This window comes from Burkholderia sp. USMB20 (assembly GCF_000949135.2).
Taxonomy (GTDB): domain Bacteria; phylum Pseudomonadota; class Gammaproteobacteria; order Burkholderiales; family Burkholderiaceae; genus Burkholderia.
This window is the reverse complement of record NZ_JTAN02000010.1, coordinates 393,323-407,905: the sequence shown is the minus strand read 5'-3', so window position 1 is coordinate 407,905 and position 14,583 is coordinate 393,323. Positions and strand designations below refer to the sequence as shown.

The window sequence follows — 14,583 nt, the reverse complement described above, 5'->3', positions numbered from 1 at the left end:
GCGTCTTGAAGCCGAACACCGAGATCGTGCCGACCGGCGTCAGCACGAGCTGCGACATCGTCTGGCTCGGCGTCGGCGTGACCTGGAACACGCCCTGCTGCGACTTCTTGCCGCCGAACGTCGCGACGAAGCTGTCGGTGAAGCGGTCGAAGTCTTCCGGCGCGACGCACACGTGCGTCGTGTCGTATTGCGGGCCGACCGCGACGGCCAGCACCTTCCCTGACGAGGTATCGAGCAGGCGCGTCTCGTCCGCGTGGGCCGGCGCGCTCGCCAGCAATGCGCCGAACATGGCCGTCGATGCGGCCATCATCCGCAATACCTGTCGCAACTTCAGTGCAATCATCGAAATCTCCTTGAAAATGACAAGCGCGGCCATACGCCGCGCGCGGATTCAGCGTGACGCCGGCCCGTCGTCGGGCCGGCCGGATCGGTAGGCGAGGAAGCACAAGGCCGCGAGCGGCAACGCCAGCGCCCAGAACGCGGCGGACACGTAGGCTGCGGCCCCCGCGCCGGCCCCGAGCGCGAAGCCCGCGACCGGCGGCAGCGTGCGCCGCAGCCGCACGCGCGCGGCTTCGCGTTCGGCCGGCGCGGCAAGCGGCACGAGCCAGTCGAATGCATCGATCACCGCCTGCGTGACGTTGCCCGTCATCACCGTGTTGGCGACGACCGAGCGTGCCGTCAGCCGGCCGTGCGCGTTCTGGACGCCCATCGCCGCGGCGCCGAGCAGGCCGCACAGGATCGTGCGCGGCGCGTCGGCGTCCGCGATCGGCGACGCCATCACGCCGGCCAGCATGAACCCGGCCAGCAGCACGGCCTGCAGTGCATACAGCGAACGCGCGCGCGGGCCGTGGCCGAGCGATCGCATCCTATGGTCGAGCACGCGCGCGCCGACGATGCCGGCGATGAAGGCCGGGAATGCGAGCCACTTGATCACGAGCCCTTGCCCGACGCCGGCCAGCCCCGAGCCGATCAGGATGAAATTGCCGGTGACGTGCGCGGTGAACAGGCCGAACAGCGCGACGAAGCCGAGCGTGTCGACGTAGCCGGCGATAGACGCGAGAAACACGTCCTCGCCGCGCACGTGATCGGGCGCCGCGGCCGCGGTTACCGGCTGCGTCGGCATGGCCCGGCTTCCTGGATGGCGACGGTTGCGCCGGCGCACGTGCTGCCTGCGTCCGGCGAGTTCAGATAACGCATGTTCCGCTCCGGTTACGCCGAACGGCCCGGGGGCGCCGACTGGCGTCCGGTCCCAACGGCGGTTCGGAAGCAAGACTAGTTAAGGAACGTCTTAATGTCATGGCGGCGGCCCTGAATTTTCCTGAATATGCCGCCCGGACGCCCGGCCGGACTGCGGGGTCGACGCGACGCGGTACGCTTAGGCAAACGCTCCCGCATCGCAGCGACCTCGGCGCAGCGATCGGCCCGCACGGTCCGATCGTGTTATTTTTCGATCGATAGCTTAAGCGCGCCATCAGGAGCCGATGCATGACCGAAAGAAAACGCAGCACACCGGCCCGCGAGCGCGGGACGGACGCCGACGGCAACGCCGTCACGCCGGGCCGCCGGCTCGCGCCGGAAGCGCGCGAGCGGCAGATCGTCGAGAAGGCGATCGAGCATTTCGCGACGCACGGCTTTTCCGGCAGCACGCGCGAACTCGCGCGGCAGATCGGCGTCACCCAGCCGCTCTTGTACCGGTACTTCCCGAGCAAGGAAGCGCTGATCGACCGCGTGTACGACGAGATCTACACGTGGAACTCCGACTGGGAAAAACTGATCGCGGATCGCACGGTCCCGCTGCAGGAACGGCTCGTCACGTTCTATCGCGCGTACGCGCAAACCATCCTGCGGCGCGAATGGATCCGCACCTTCATCTTCGCGGGCCTCAGCCGCGAGGGTTTCAATACGCGCTACCTGTCGCGGTTGCGCGAACGCGTGTTCCTGCCGGTGCTGCGCGAGTTGCGGCACGAGTACGACATTGCGACGCCGGCGACCGAGGCACAGCGCAACGCGGAAATCGAACTGGTCTGGAGCTTGCACGCGAGCATCTTCTATTTCGGCGTCCGCAAGTGGGTCTATGGCCTGCCGGTGCCCGACGATCTCGACACCGAAATCGAACGGCTCGTCGATGCGTTTCTCCACGGCACCCCCGCTACGCTGAAGCAGCTCGCGTCCGGCGCGGGTGGCCGGCGCCGCCGGCGCGCGTAATCCGGCGCGCCGCACGCCGCCAGACGATTTCAGAACAATTTATCCGGCGCGCCGATCGCTTCGCCTATCCTCGAACGGCATCTGCGCCCGCCTCCGGCTGCGCGCACACCGAACCGGACAGGGACCACCCGATGACCCACGACGCGCCTTCGATCACGCATCACACCGTCACCGCGAACGGCATCCGCCAGCACTACATCGATGCCGGCAGCGGGCCGGTCGTCGTGCTGCTGCACGGCTTCCCGGAAACCAGCTTCGCGTGGCGCTTCCAGATCCCGGCGCTCGCGCGGCGCTACCGCGTGATCGCGCCCGACCTGCGCGGCTACGGCGAAACCGACAAGCCGGCCGCCGGCTACGACAAGCGCAACATGGCGCGCGATCTCGCCGGCCTGCTCGATGCGCTCGGCATCGGCCGCATCGCGCTCGTCGGCCACGATCGCGGCGCGCGCGTCGCGACGCGCTTTTCGAAGGACTTCCCCGAGCGCGTCGACCGGCTCGTCGTGATGGACAACGTGCCGACGCGCATCGTCGCGCAGAACATGACTGCGCAAACCGCGCGCGCGTACTGGTTCTTCCTGTTCCATCAGGTGCCCGACCTGCCCGAGGCGCTGATCGCCGGCAAGGAAGCCGAGTGGCTGAGCCATTTCTTCGCCGACTGGTGCTACAACCCGCACGCGATCTCCGGCGACGCGTTCGACACGTACGTGCGTGCGTACCGGCGCCCGGGCGCCGTGCGCGGCGCGCTGGCCGACTACCGCGCGAACGCGGAAGACGTGCAGCAGGATCTCGTCGACGCCGACGTCCCGATCGCCTGCCCGACGATGGCCATCTGGGGCGAGGATTTCTATGCGGTCGGCAAGCTGTTCGACATGAAGTCCGTGTGGGAAAGCATGGCGACGAACCTGCGCGCCGAGCCGATCGCGCAGTGCGGGCACCTGCCGCAGGAGGAGCAGCCGGAGCGCGTGAACGCGTTGCTGCTCGACTTCCTCGCGCACTGGGAAGGTTGAACCGCCGCGTGCGGCGAATCATCGGGGGAAAGCAATCATGAGCGATGTTTCGGGCCCGTCGGCGATCGTCGTCGGCGGATCGGTCGGCGGACTGTTCACGGCAACCGCGCTGCGGGCGGCCGGCTGGCGCGTCAAGGTGTTCGAGCAATCGCCGAACGATCTCGACAGCCGCGGCGGCGGCATCGTGCTGCAGCCGCCGATCGAGCGCGCGTTCGCATTCGGCGGCGTGCCGGTGCCGCGCGATGCGGGCGTCGATTCGGGCGACCGGATCTACGTCGACGAACACGACCGGATCGTGCAACGCTTCTACATGCCGCAGACGCAGACCGCATGGAACGTGATCTATACGGCGCTGAAGCGCGCGCTGCCCGCCGACGTCCTGCACGCCGGCGTCGCGTTCGACCGGTTCGAGCAGGACGGCGCGCGCGTGATCGCGCACTTCTCGGACGGCCGCGTCGAGCAGGCCGACCTGCTGGTCGGCGCCGACGGCGGCCGCTCGGCCGTGCGCGCGCAGCTGCTGCCCGATGCGCGGCCCGCATACGCGGGGTATGTCGCGTGGCGCGGGCTCGTCGACGAGCACCTGCTTCCCGACCCGGTGCTGCAGGTGATGCGCGACCGTTTCACGTTCCAGCAAGGCGACGCCCACCTGTTCCTGACCTATCTGGTGCCCGGCCGCGACGGCGCGATCGCGCCCGGCAAGCGGCGCGTGAACTGGGTCTGGTACCGGCGGCTCGCGCAGGATCGCCTGCCGTCGCTGTTTCTCGGCCAGGACGGCATGCAGCGCGACGGCTCGCTGCCGCCCGGCGCGATGCGCGACGACAACCGGCTCGAACTCGTGAACGCCGGCCGCCGGATGCTCGCACCGACGCTCGCCGCGCTCGTCGACGCGACACAGGCGCCGTTCGCACAGGCGATCCTCGATCTCGCGGTCGAGCGCATGGCGTTCGGCCGGGCCGTCCTGCTCGGCGACGCGGCCTGCCTCGTGCGGCCGCATACGGCCGCCGGTGTCGCGAAAGCGGCGGACAACGCGGTCGGTCTTGCCGAGGCGCTGCGCGGCGGCGTGCCCGCCAACGCGTTCGACGCCGCGCTGTCGCGCTGGGAAGCCGCGCAGCTCGCGGCCAATGCGTCGCTGTCCGCGCTCGGCATCTCGCTCGGTACGCGGATCATGGGACGCGCGTGACGGCACACTGGCCGTGTGCCGCATCGCTCGATCACGCAATGCTCTCGACCACGCCGCCATCGACCCACAACGAGGCGCCGGTGGTCGCCGACGCCTGCGGCGAACGTACGTAGACGACCAGGTTCGCGACCTCCTCCGGCGTGATCGGCCGCTGGAGAATCGAGCTGCGCCGATGCGCGCACACGAAGTCGATGCCGAACTGCTCCACGGACTTGCCCTGCCGTGCCGCGGTCGCCTCAACCATCGAGCGGAAGCCGTCCGACAATGTCGGCCCCGGCAGGACCGCGTTCACAGTCACGCCGCTGCCGGCCGCCTGCTTCGCGATGCCGCGGGCGACGCTCAGTTGAGCGGTCTTCGAGAAGCCGTAGGCGAGCATGTCCGGGGGAACGTTCAACGCGGACTCCGACGATACGAACACCGCGCGCCCCCGGCCGCGTGCCATCATGCCCTTCCGGTAAGCGCGCGTGAGCCGCACGCCGGACATCACGTTGACGAGGAAGTACCGCTCCCATGCGTCGTCGTCGGCGCTGAAAATCGTGCCCGGCGCATCGAAACCGACGTTGTTGACCAGCAGGTCAGCCGCGGGAAACGCCGCGACGATGGCATCGCACGCGGCGCGCGTGCCGAGATTGCCGACGTGACCGTCGACCTGCGCGTCCGCGACGCTCGCGCGGATCGCGGCAAGCGCGGCTTCAACGCTTGCCGGCGTCCGGCCGTTGACGATCGTCTTCGCCCCCTACGCGGCCAGCCCCGTCGCGATCGCGAGCCCGATGCCGGCGGTCGAGCCGCTGACGACGGCGAGCTTGCCGGAAAGATCGATATGCATGATGTGACTCTCGTTCGTGTCGCCTGAAACGTTCTTAAACGTCGCGGCCGCCCCGGCGGGCGCAGGCGGCACACGCGTCACAGACGTGCGATACCGGTGGCGTCATCCCGTTGATCGATGCACGCGCGGACTGCATTTCCTTGGCCCCGCTCACGAACGCGCGCCGCGGGGCCGATGAATGGCGCAAAGGCGCCTCAGTGCTCATCTGCGCGGTTCAGGAAGAACCGGATGTCGACCGTCTTCCAGATGCCTTCCGTATGGAACGGATCGTCGAGCACGAGTCGCCGTACTGCTTCGATATCGTCGGCGTCGTAAAGAAACAGGCTCCCGCCCACCGAGCCGTCCGGATCGATGAGCGGCCCGGCAATGCGCGCCTTCAACGGCGAAGCGAGCAACCGCGCCTTGTGTGCGGCAAAGTGGGCCTGGCGCCGCTCCGCCATACCCGGGTGATCGAGGCAGTAGACAATAAATAGCATGTTCTTTCCTAATTTTCAGAATCCGTCATTTGATTCGGATTCCTCCAATATCACCAAGCATCCTATGAATTCATGAACGAAGCCGTTTCATCAGAGCGAGCGCATCGACGCGATCAGCGGCCGTAGCGCAGCAGGAAATCCCGCAGCTTCGGATTGACATCGTGAGCATGGGTCAGATTCGGCGTGTGTCCGGCCCCCGCCACGCCGACTATTCCCTTGGAGTTCGGCAGCCCTTCGGCAAGCGCCTCGCCGCAACGCAGCGGAATGGCCGCATCGGCCATGCCGTGAACGACGATCGACGCATGCGTGATCTCGGCGAGCCGCGGTGTGATGTCGTCGCGCGACGTCAGCGCATCGACCGGGTATTCGAAATGGTCGCGCGGAATCTTCAGCCATTTCTCGATCCACGCCGACGCGGGAAAGCCGGCGCCGAGCAGGAACCCGGCGAGCTGCTCGGCGACGTTCGCCGCACCATTTCGCGCCCACTCCGCCTTGAGTTCCTCGAACGACGCAATCACCGGTGCCTCGTCGAGATCGCTGCGCGTCGCGATCAGCGCGAGCGCGCGGAACCTGGCGGGTTCGAGCAGCGCCGCACGCATCGACACGAACCCGCCCTGCGACATCCCGACCAGCGAAGCCGTCGCGATTTCCAGGTGATCGAGCAGCGCGATCAGGTCGCGGGCCGAGTCCCAGTAGCTGAACGCGCGGTCGATCGGCCCGGTCGTGCCGAAGCCGCGCTGATCCCAGACGACACACCGGAACGTGTCGTCCAGTGCGTCGACGTTCGGGCGAAACATGTCGCCGTCCATCAGGAAACCGTGACTGAAAACGACCACCGGCGCTTCCTTCGGGCCGGACTCTTCATATGCGAAACGGATACCCTCGCGTTCAAACCATGCTTTCATCCTCAGCCTCTCGTCAACTCGGACTAGCCGGGGCAGCGCCGTGCGGCCCACTCGCTTCACACTCTATCTTTCGGGCGGCCGAGGCGATGGTCGATTGAAGCGACGGCTTACCGGATCGTCCGGATTTTTTATCGCGAGGCATGTCGATGCGTTGCGCAATGCGCGTCTGCGATCTTCCCCGGATTGACGGGCCGCCGCGCATTTGATTTAGTAGATGGCTTGTGCGGACGTTCAGGCGCCACCGCTTTATCGCAACGGTGCCAGCCGTTTGCATCGAAGCGGAGCGAGCGAAACCTGCGACGGCGCTCCAGCCGCGGCGATACCGGAGAAGGTTGAAATGGCGCAAGCAGCAATGGAATCGGAAAAGCCCGTCTGGATTCTGCAAGGCGAGTTCGGCCGTGCCACGGTGAACTTCATCAGCCGGCCGCTGGTCGCCCATGCGCACTCGCAGTACCAATTCTTGTTCAAGCTGGGCGGCAGCGACTGCGATTTCCGGATGGGTGCGGAGGACTGCACGCTCAGTGCCGACTCCGCGATCTGCCTGAATCCGTGGGTCGAACACGCAAAGTGCGCGAACAAGGACACGCCGTCGCTGATCCTGTCGCTCGTGATCGAAACGCCGTGGCTGCGCAAGCGGCTCGGCCTCGCGGACGGCGGCCCGGCCGACATCTTCCCGCGCAGGATCGTCGTCGTGACGCCGGACGTGCAGCATCACGTCGATCGGCTGGCCGCCGCCATCACGAATCATCTCGTTGCGCAGGATGCGGGCTGCCTGCCGATCCTCGACGATCTCGTGACGGCACTCGGGCGCGATTTCGCCGATCCCGAACTGACGACGCGCATCGCGCCGTCGACGCGCCCGGTCGACTTCAGAATCCGGAAGGCGCTCGACTTCATCAAGCGCGCGCCATCCGCGAACATGACGGTCACGCAGGTCGCCGCGGAGGTAGGGTTGTCGCGGTCGCGCTTTTTCGAGCAGTTCCGGCGCTGCATGGGCATCTCGCCGCAGCACTTCATCGACTGGGTGCGAATGTCGCACGCCATCCGGCTGCTCGCGGAGAGCGACCGGCCGCTCGCCGATATCGCGGACGAGCTCGGCTTCGAGGAACACAGCCACTTCACCCGCTTCTTTGCGCAGCACATGGGCGTGCCGCCGAGCGATTTTCGCCGGCATTCGGTCACGCTCGATCTCGAGCGATTCGACTGACCGGCGCGGCCGGTCTGCCGCATGCGCGCGCTTGCGCACATGCGGTACCGGTCAGGCGAGCAGGTCGGTCGGATCGGCAATCACTGGATTGCCCAGCACGCCCAGCCCGTCGATCTCGATCTCGACCCAGTCGCCCGGACGCATGTGCACGAGGCCCGGCGTCGGGAACGGTCCGTACTGGCGCGTCAGGTCGTTGCCCTCCACATCGTCCGGTTCGGGCTTCAGCGCGCCCGGCGTCCCCATCGCGATCAGGTCGCCGGGGCGCAACCGGTAGCCGCGACTCAGGTAGCTGACCGTGCGCGCGACGTCGACGAGCATGTCGTCGAGGGGCGCGCGCTGCCGCACGACGCCGTTGATTCGCGTGAGCACGGTGTGCTTCGCCGGGTTGCCGAATTCGTCCGCGGTCATCAGCCACGGACCGTAAGACCCCGACGCCTCGAAGCATTTCCCGAGGCCGAACTGTCGGTTGTGCACCTGGTATTCGCGCACCGAGCCCTCGTTCAGGCACGTGTAGCCGGCGACGTATTCCAGCGCGCGCTCGACGGGAATGTAGCGCCCCGGCTTGCCGATGATCACGCCGAGTTCGCCCTCGTAATCGAATGCGCGCGCAACCGGTTCCGGCGGCGCGACGATCGGCTCGCCCGCGCCGACATACGACGCGGCCGTGCGCAGGAACAGGTGCGGATAGTCGGGATTCGTTTGCAGGCCGGTCTCGGCGATGTGGCTCTTGAAGTTCAGCGCAAGCGCCCACATCGCGTTGGGCCGGCCGAGGAACGGCTTCAGCGTCACGGACGCGAGCAACCGGGTGCCGGTCCGGCCGGCGGCCGATGCGCGCAGACGGTCGAGCCCGTCGTCCATCTCGAGGATCTCGATCAGAGTCGCGGGCAAGTCCGGCGCGATCTCCGCGACCGGGATGAACTGCGTATCGCTGGTGACGACGCCGAGCGCTTGAGTGCCCGCGTCCGAATAAGCAATGATTTTCATGGTTGAGCGTGATTCCGCTGGTTGCGAGGAAAATGTGTCGAAAACGACTCAGTGCACGGTCGACGCGCCGCCCGCGGGCGCTTCGCGTTCGGGCGTGCGGCGGCCGATGATCGCCAGCGCGCCGAGCGCGGCAATTGCCGCGATCGCCGGCACCACGGCCACGAGCACGATGTTGCGCGGCTCCCAGCCGGTCGCGAGCAGTGCGCCGCCGATCGCGGGGCCGATGAAAGAACCGATCCGCCCGATCGCATGCCCCCAGCCAACGCCGGTGGCGCGGATGGCCGGCGGATAAAACGCCACCGCGAGCGCCGTCTGGCCCATGATTCCGTTGACGAGCCCTGCGCCGATCACGCCGATCGACAGCAGCACGGTCGACGGCGGCAACGCGGCCTGGCTCAACGCGCCGATGCCGGCGATCACGCAGACGATCCCGACCGCCAGCGCCGACTTCACGCGCAACCTGCCCGCAACCGTCATCGCCGTCACCGCGGCCGTCATCAGCAGGTTGCCGCTCAACCCGCCGACACTGAACGCCGCCATGCCGGCCGGTGCCCGATCGAGCGAAAAGCCGAACGAGAGCAGCAGGGTCGGCAGCCAGAACAACAGCGCATAGACGTCCATGAAGATCAGGAACGAGAACAGCCACAGCACGCCGGTATAGCCGGCACGGCCGTCGGCGAACAGCGCGCGGACCGGATTCGCGACCGGCCGCTCCGGATGCGTCGCGCCCTTCTCCTCGACGGTGGCCGCCGGCAGGATCCTGAAGAACGCCGGCGCGACCACGAACGGCAATGCGCCGCCGATCAGGAATACCGACTGCCAGCCGAAGCCGTGCATCAGCGGCCCGCCGATCACGCCCCCGGTCACGGCACCGACCGACATCCCGGTCGTCACGAGCACCGACGCGGCGACCTTGTGCTTCGCGCCGATGATCGAAGCCGACGCCGTGATCGCGATCGGCAACGCCGCACCCAGCCCGATCGCCGCCAGGACGCGCATCACTGACAGCAGCGCCACGCTGCCCGCAACCGCCGTCAGCAGCGTGCAGCCGCCGAACAGCACGACGCTGGCCATCCCGACGGCGCGATGCCCGAAGCGATGGGCGAGCGATCCGGTGACAATGAAGCCGATCGCCGCGCCGACATTCGTCGCGACGAAGACCGGCGTGAACGCGGCCGGCGCGAGATGCCAGTCGCGCGCCAGCGTCGGCACGACGAACGAGATCGACGTCGTGTTGAAGCCGTCGAGAACGACGACGAGAAAGCAAACGAGCAGTGCGACAGCCCGGCGCATTCCGCCGATGTCCTGGCTGCCGGCGTCGGCCGTGGTGTGTTGGTCATGCGAATTCACTACGCAACCTCCTGCGGCGCGCGCGGGCCGGCTCGCCGTGAAGCACGGCCGCGGCCCGCGCGGCCGCTCGTTCCAAAGCGGTAAGGAACGTGCGCTTACGCGCGCACGTAATCGGACAGGCGCCGCAGCATGCCGGCGGAGAATATGTTCTTCGGCACCATGCAGTGCACGCCTTTCGGCGGCTCCGTCTTGTAGACCGTGCCGGTCTGGTGCGCGTACTGCGTGATCCGGAAGCTGCCGGCCACGCTCAGGATCCCGTAGCAATCGACCGCCGGGATTCCCGTGGCCGACGACATCCAGCCGATCGTCTGGCGAATGCACGACACGAGCGCGTCGTCGAGGCTGTCGGCGAAGCCGAAGGCGATCCAGTGTTCCGGGGTCTCGGCCAGCGGGCCGTTGAGCGCCGATCGCTTGTGGAGCAGGAACTGGATGCGCATCTCCTCGAACGCGGATTCGATCGACGTCTGATCGATGTTGCCCTCGCCCGATGCGCCCATGGAACCGCCCGTCCACACACGCGCGCCGGCGACCTGCACGGGCAGAAACACCGACGTCCCGACACCGAGCACGGCGCAGTCGAGATTGCCGCCGTAGCTGCCTGCGAAGTTCGCGCTGGTCACCCGGTCGCCGGGCGGCTGGGTGCCGAGATAGGCCTGGAACGGCTTCAGCGGAATCCGCACGCCCGGTACGTACGATGCGTAGGTACGCGCGTCATCGAACTTCAGGTACCGCAGATACGGGCCGAAATCGCCGGGCAGCGCGCCGACGCCCGGCGGCGCCGAATTCCAGCCCCAATCGATCGGCCGCATCTTCAGCATCCGGCATTCGACGACGTCGCCCGGCTCGGCGCCGTCGATCTCGACGGGCCCGATCAACGAGAATGCGCCGTTCGGATATTTCTTGCGGATGGGCTCGCGCTCCTTGAATCCCATCCCGTACTTCGCTTCATTGCCCCAATTGGTCCACGTGCCGTCGTACCAGACCGTGTCACCCGACCGGATCGAAGCCGCCGCCTCGGCGTCCGGCGTCATCTGACCGACCTGCACCGTCTTCCACGACGGCACGAGCTTCACCGTCTTGCCGCCCGGCAGGACGTGCGGCGTGGCCGCCCGCGCGCCGGGGGCGGCCGTTTGCGCGCGTGCCGCGCCGGCCAGGCCTGCCGCGATCGCGCCGAAGCCGAGCTTCAGCATCGTGCGCCGGCATTGCGCGGTGCCGTCCATCGTCATCGCGCCGCTCGTTTCCGTGCCGCTCGCCGGCGTGCCGGCCGCGTGTTCGATTTCCATGTTGTGTCTCATACGTCTTCCAGACTGGGTTTCAAGGACAATGCGCGTTCAACGCGCGGATTGGGCACCGAGCCCCGCAATCGCCTTCAGCACCACCTGATCGTCGATCTCGGACGGCGCGCCGGCGGCGCCGATCGCACCGAGCAGATGACCGTTCATGAAGACGGGGAACGTGCCGCGGCCGGGCAGGAACGGCGCGTAATAGCCGGCGCCGGACATGTTGCTGTACTCGGACGGATCGTCCCGATAGCGGTGTTCGAGCGTGACGCCTGACTGGCCGCCGAGCGCGACGGACGCGAACGCCTTGCCGCGTGCGAAGTCGATGCTCGAAAACGACGCACCGTCCATCCGCACGGCGGCGAGCAGATGGCCGCCGGGATCCACGACCGCGAAGCCCATCGCCAGATGTCGCGCATCGGCCTCGGCAATCGCGAGCGACAGCAGCGTCTGCGTCTGCGCGTAGCTCAGCGCATAGGTCGGGGTCGCGGCGTCACTGCGCACCTCTTGCGCGCACGCAGCGTGCATGGCGACCACGCAGCCGGCTCCCACGCCTGCCCGCGTCAACCATCGCCGAGCCCGTAACCTGCTGAATTTCACTTCCATCTCCTGACTCCATGCCATCCGGTACGCCCAAGTCCCCGCGCTCGTCCGGCCAGGCCGTTTCAGCCGACCATCGGGCCTCGCGATCGACCGTCGAGTCCGATATCCGGTTGCGCGCAGCAGTCGCTCGCGGTGTACAAAAAAGTCCGCGGGAGCCCGTCTCCCGCGGAAAATCACCACACTGGAGCCGTTACTCCGTCGCAAACACCGCCACACCGGTTCCCGGGAACTGCTCGGAAGAGCCGGCACCGTACGGGACGAACACGTGATGCGACGCACCGTCGACCGCGACCGAATGCGAGAACTTGCCGGTCGGCACGATCGCGACGAGGCTGCGGGTGCTCGCGTCGACGATCCCGAGCGCGGAGTCGAACTTCGCGTCCTTCGCGCCCACCCGCGAGACGTTGTCCGCCGAGTGGTGGCCAGCGGCGAGGAAGTAGCGATTCGACACCGGGTCGTAGGCCACCTCGTCGGCGCCGCCGAACGGCAATTGCGCGAGCGGCGTCCCGTTCGTGCGATCGATGATGACCGTCGTCTGCTTCCCGCCTTCGTCGGGATCGCAGCCGATCAGCGCGTCGTTACCCGGCCCGAGCGCGATGCCGGTCGGGCCTTCACAGCCCTTCAGCTTGAACACGGACTGCACGACCGGCTTGCCTTCGAGCACCGACTTCGCCGGAATCAGATCGACCTCGCCCTTCGGGTTCGCCTTCGTCCCGTCGTTGTTCAGCACGAAGTTGTCGTTCTTCGCATCAAACTCGCACGCCTCGAGTCCGGTCGAGTCGGCAAGCGGCATCTTCGCGATCACCGACTGCGTCTCGGTGTTGATGAAGGTCACGAACGGCGGCTGCTCGGCACCGCTCGAGAACATCGCGACATGGTGCTGCGGGTCGAGGCAGCCCTCGTCCGCGCGAATGCCCGACGCGCTGACCTCGATGCGCTTGACGAGCTGCTTCGACGCGACGTCGATCACCTTGACCGCGTTCACGTCACCCACGTACACCTGCGACGTGCCCGGAATCGGCAACACGCCCGACGGCCCCGACTTGTCGTGCGTCGGGCCGATACCTGCGAAATCGGCCTTGATCCGGTCGCGCAGCTTCATCGTGGTCGCATCGAATACGTCGAGCGTCCCGTTCGCGCCGTCGGCGAGGTAGTAGTTGCCGTCCGACGCGGCGCTGATATCGAAGCCGAACGATTTCTCGCTCGTGACCGGGATGGTCGTGATCAGCTTCGGGCCGCCGGCATCGGCGCCCCACGCGATCGCGGCGGCAGCGGTCAGGCTCATCATCGCGAGTGCGATACAGGTACGTTTCATCTTTGTCTCCTCGTGGTACTCATGGATAGACCCGACGCAAGCCGGGAAGCGATGCATTCGCGGGCGACCGGCACCGTGCCGGCCGAGCGCCGCGCGATACGGTCAGAACGTGTGCGCGAGGCCGATCCGGACGTCCGCCTGATGGCCTGTCGGTGCCGGCGCGAAACTCGCGCCGATCACGGCGTCGACTCCGCCGGACGCCTTCAGGTAATCGGATGACAGGTAGACCGTCGTGCGCTTCGACAGGAAATACAGCGCAGCGGCCGTGACCTGGTTCCACGCGTGCGCTTCGAAACTGGTGTGCTGATAGCCGCCGACGAGCTGGAACGCCGGCGTCACCTGCCACGTCGCGCCGCCCTCGTAGACGTTCATGACCGACTTCGCGTCCTGGAACTTCAGCACCGTGTTGGTGTAGTTCGCATACAGCGTGACGTCGCCGATCGCATACGAGCCGCCGACACCCAGCGTGCCGAGCGAACGGATCTGGAAATTCGGCGCGGTGTCGGTGACGCTGTCGCCCGCACCCGTCGCGACCGGCAGGCCGAAGAACGAATGCACGCCGATCTGCGCGTACGGATCGATCGTCGGCGTGGCGACGAACGTGTACATGGTCGCGAGCGTCAGCGGGCCGTTCGTGTACTGCAGGCCCGCGCTCCAGCCGCTGCCGTCGTGGAAGCTGCCGGGGGTATTGCTGAACCCGTACATCGCGCCGAACTGGAATCCGCCCCACGTCGGGCTCATGTACTTGATCGAATTCGTCAGCCGATCGTTGTTCGTGCGGTCGAAATCGCCGAGGTGAATCGCATAGCCGCTGCCGGCCGAACTGACGTTGAGCGGCGCGAGGAATTCGGCCGTGAAGTCGAACTGCTTGCCCAGCGTGACCGAGCCGTAGGGTGTCTGTACGCCGACATACGCCTGTTGCCCGAACAACGTGTTGGCCTGGTTCAGTTGCCCGTTGTTCATGTTGAACAGCGAAGACAGCTTGAAGATCGCGCGGTTGCCACCGCCCAGATCTTCCGCACCCGACATGATCCACACGTTCGGGAACAGCACGCCGCTGTCCATCTTGTAGTTGTGATGCCCGCCTTCGTTCGTCACGAATGTCAGGCCGTTGTCGAGCTTCCCGGAGAGCGAGATGCTGCTCTGTGCGAAGGCCGATCCGCTCAACGCCGCGCCGATCAGTGCGGCGATCGCTGTCTTTTTCATCTCCACCACTGTCTACCCCTCCATTTCAGTCTTTCGATA

General features: G+C 67.1%; 13 protein-coding genes and 2 pseudogenes. 4 read left to right on the top strand and 11 right to left on the bottom strand.

The window, feature by feature from the left end:
• Nucleotides 1-343 (bottom strand): annotated as a pseudogene (locus PL79_RS13095) (glyoxalase); the annotation flags it as partial.
• 48 nt (nt 344-391) lie between these two features.
• Complete coding sequence (locus PL79_RS13090) at nt 392-1,123, bottom strand: YoaK family protein (RefSeq protein ID WP_044847097.1); 732 nt, start codon at nt 1,121-1,123, stop codon at nt 392-394.
• 362 nt (nt 1,124-1,485) lie between these two features.
• Here PL79_RS13090 and PL79_RS13085 point away from each other — a divergent pair, with 362 nt between their 5' ends.
• The 3 genes from PL79_RS13085 (at nt 1,486) to PL79_RS13075 (ending at nt 4,392) form a co-directional block, all read left to right on the top strand.
• On the top strand, nt 1,486-2,205 hold the full coding sequence (locus PL79_RS13085) for a TetR/AcrR family transcriptional regulator (RefSeq protein WP_044847096.1): 720 nt from the start codon (nt 1,486-1,488) through the stop codon (nt 2,203-2,205).
• 131 nt (nt 2,206-2,336) lie between these two features.
• Complete coding sequence (locus tag PL79_RS13080; RefSeq protein ID WP_044847095.1) at nt 2,337-3,212, top strand: alpha/beta fold hydrolase; 876 nt, start codon at nt 2,337-2,339, stop codon at nt 3,210-3,212.
• Between the two features lie 37 nt (nt 3,213-3,249).
• Nucleotides 3,250-4,392, top strand: coding sequence for an FAD binding domain-containing protein (locus PL79_RS13075; RefSeq protein WP_044847094.1), 1,143 nt, complete (start codon nt 3,250-3,252; stop codon nt 4,390-4,392).
• Nucleotides 4,393-4,423: 31 nt separating this feature from the next.
• On the opposite strand, the pseudogene PL79_RS13070 reads toward PL79_RS13075, so the two are convergent.
• The 3 genes and pseudogenes from PL79_RS13070 to PL79_RS13060 form a co-directional block, all read right to left on the bottom strand.
• A pseudogene (locus tag PL79_RS13070) lies at nt 4,424-5,218 on the bottom strand (SDR family NAD(P)-dependent oxidoreductase).
• 194 nt (nt 5,219-5,412) lie between these two features.
• Nucleotides 5,413-5,694 carry a YciI family protein gene (locus PL79_RS13065; RefSeq protein ID WP_044847093.1) on the bottom strand — a complete coding sequence of 94 codons (282 nt, stop codon included), beginning with the start codon at nt 5,692-5,694 and terminating at the stop codon, nt 5,413-5,415.
• Between the two features lie 113 nt (nt 5,695-5,807).
• Nucleotides 5,808-6,599 carry an alpha/beta fold hydrolase gene (locus PL79_RS13060; RefSeq protein ID WP_044847092.1) on the bottom strand — a complete coding sequence of 264 codons (792 nt, stop codon included), beginning with the start codon at nt 6,597-6,599 and terminating at the stop codon, nt 5,808-5,810.
• A 337-nt stretch (nt 6,600-6,936) separates the two neighbouring features.
• Here PL79_RS13060 and PL79_RS13055 point away from each other — a divergent pair, with 337 nt between their 5' ends.
• Nucleotides 6,937-7,806 carry a helix-turn-helix domain-containing protein gene (locus PL79_RS13055; RefSeq protein WP_207671171.1) on the top strand — a complete coding sequence of 290 codons (870 nt, stop codon included), beginning with the start codon at nt 6,937-6,939 and terminating at the stop codon, nt 7,804-7,806.
• 51 nt (nt 7,807-7,857) lie between these two features.
• On the opposite strand, the gene PL79_RS13050 is transcribed toward PL79_RS13055, so the two are convergent.
• From PL79_RS13050 to PL79_RS13025, 6 genes are all read right to left on the bottom strand, one after another.
• Complete coding sequence (locus PL79_RS13050) at nt 7,858-8,790, bottom strand: fumarylacetoacetate hydrolase family protein (protein ID WP_044847090.1); 933 nt, start codon at nt 8,788-8,790, stop codon at nt 7,858-7,860.
• 48 nt (nt 8,791-8,838) lie between these two features.
• The gene (locus PL79_RS13045) at nt 8,839-10,140 is read right to left on the bottom strand and encodes an MFS transporter (protein ID WP_052664760.1); all 1,302 of its coding nucleotides are present in this window, start codon (nt 10,138-10,140) and stop codon (nt 8,839-8,841) included.
• Between the two features lie 95 nt (nt 10,141-10,235).
• Entirely contained in the window at nt 10,236-11,423 is a 1,188-nt protein-coding gene (locus PL79_RS13040; RefSeq protein WP_235879260.1) for an acetamidase/formamidase family protein, read from the bottom strand.
• Between the two features lie 48 nt (nt 11,424-11,471).
• On the bottom strand, nt 11,472-11,948 hold the full coding sequence (locus PL79_RS13035; RefSeq protein WP_052664758.1) for a GlcG/HbpS family heme-binding protein: 477 nt from the start codon (nt 11,946-11,948) through the stop codon (nt 11,472-11,474).
• Nucleotides 11,949-12,213: 265 nt separating this feature from the next.
• Nucleotides 12,214-13,338 (bottom strand): YncE family protein, encoded by a 1,125-nt coding sequence (locus PL79_RS13030; RefSeq protein ID WP_044847088.1) that lies wholly within the window; start codon nt 13,336-13,338, stop codon nt 12,214-12,216.
• Between the two features lie 102 nt (nt 13,339-13,440).
• Nucleotides 13,441-14,544: a porin gene (locus tag PL79_RS13025; RefSeq protein WP_044847087.1), complete on the bottom strand. Its 1,104-nt coding sequence runs from the start codon at nt 14,542-14,544 to the stop codon at nt 13,441-13,443.
• Between the last annotated feature and the right edge of the window lie 39 nt (nt 14,545-14,583).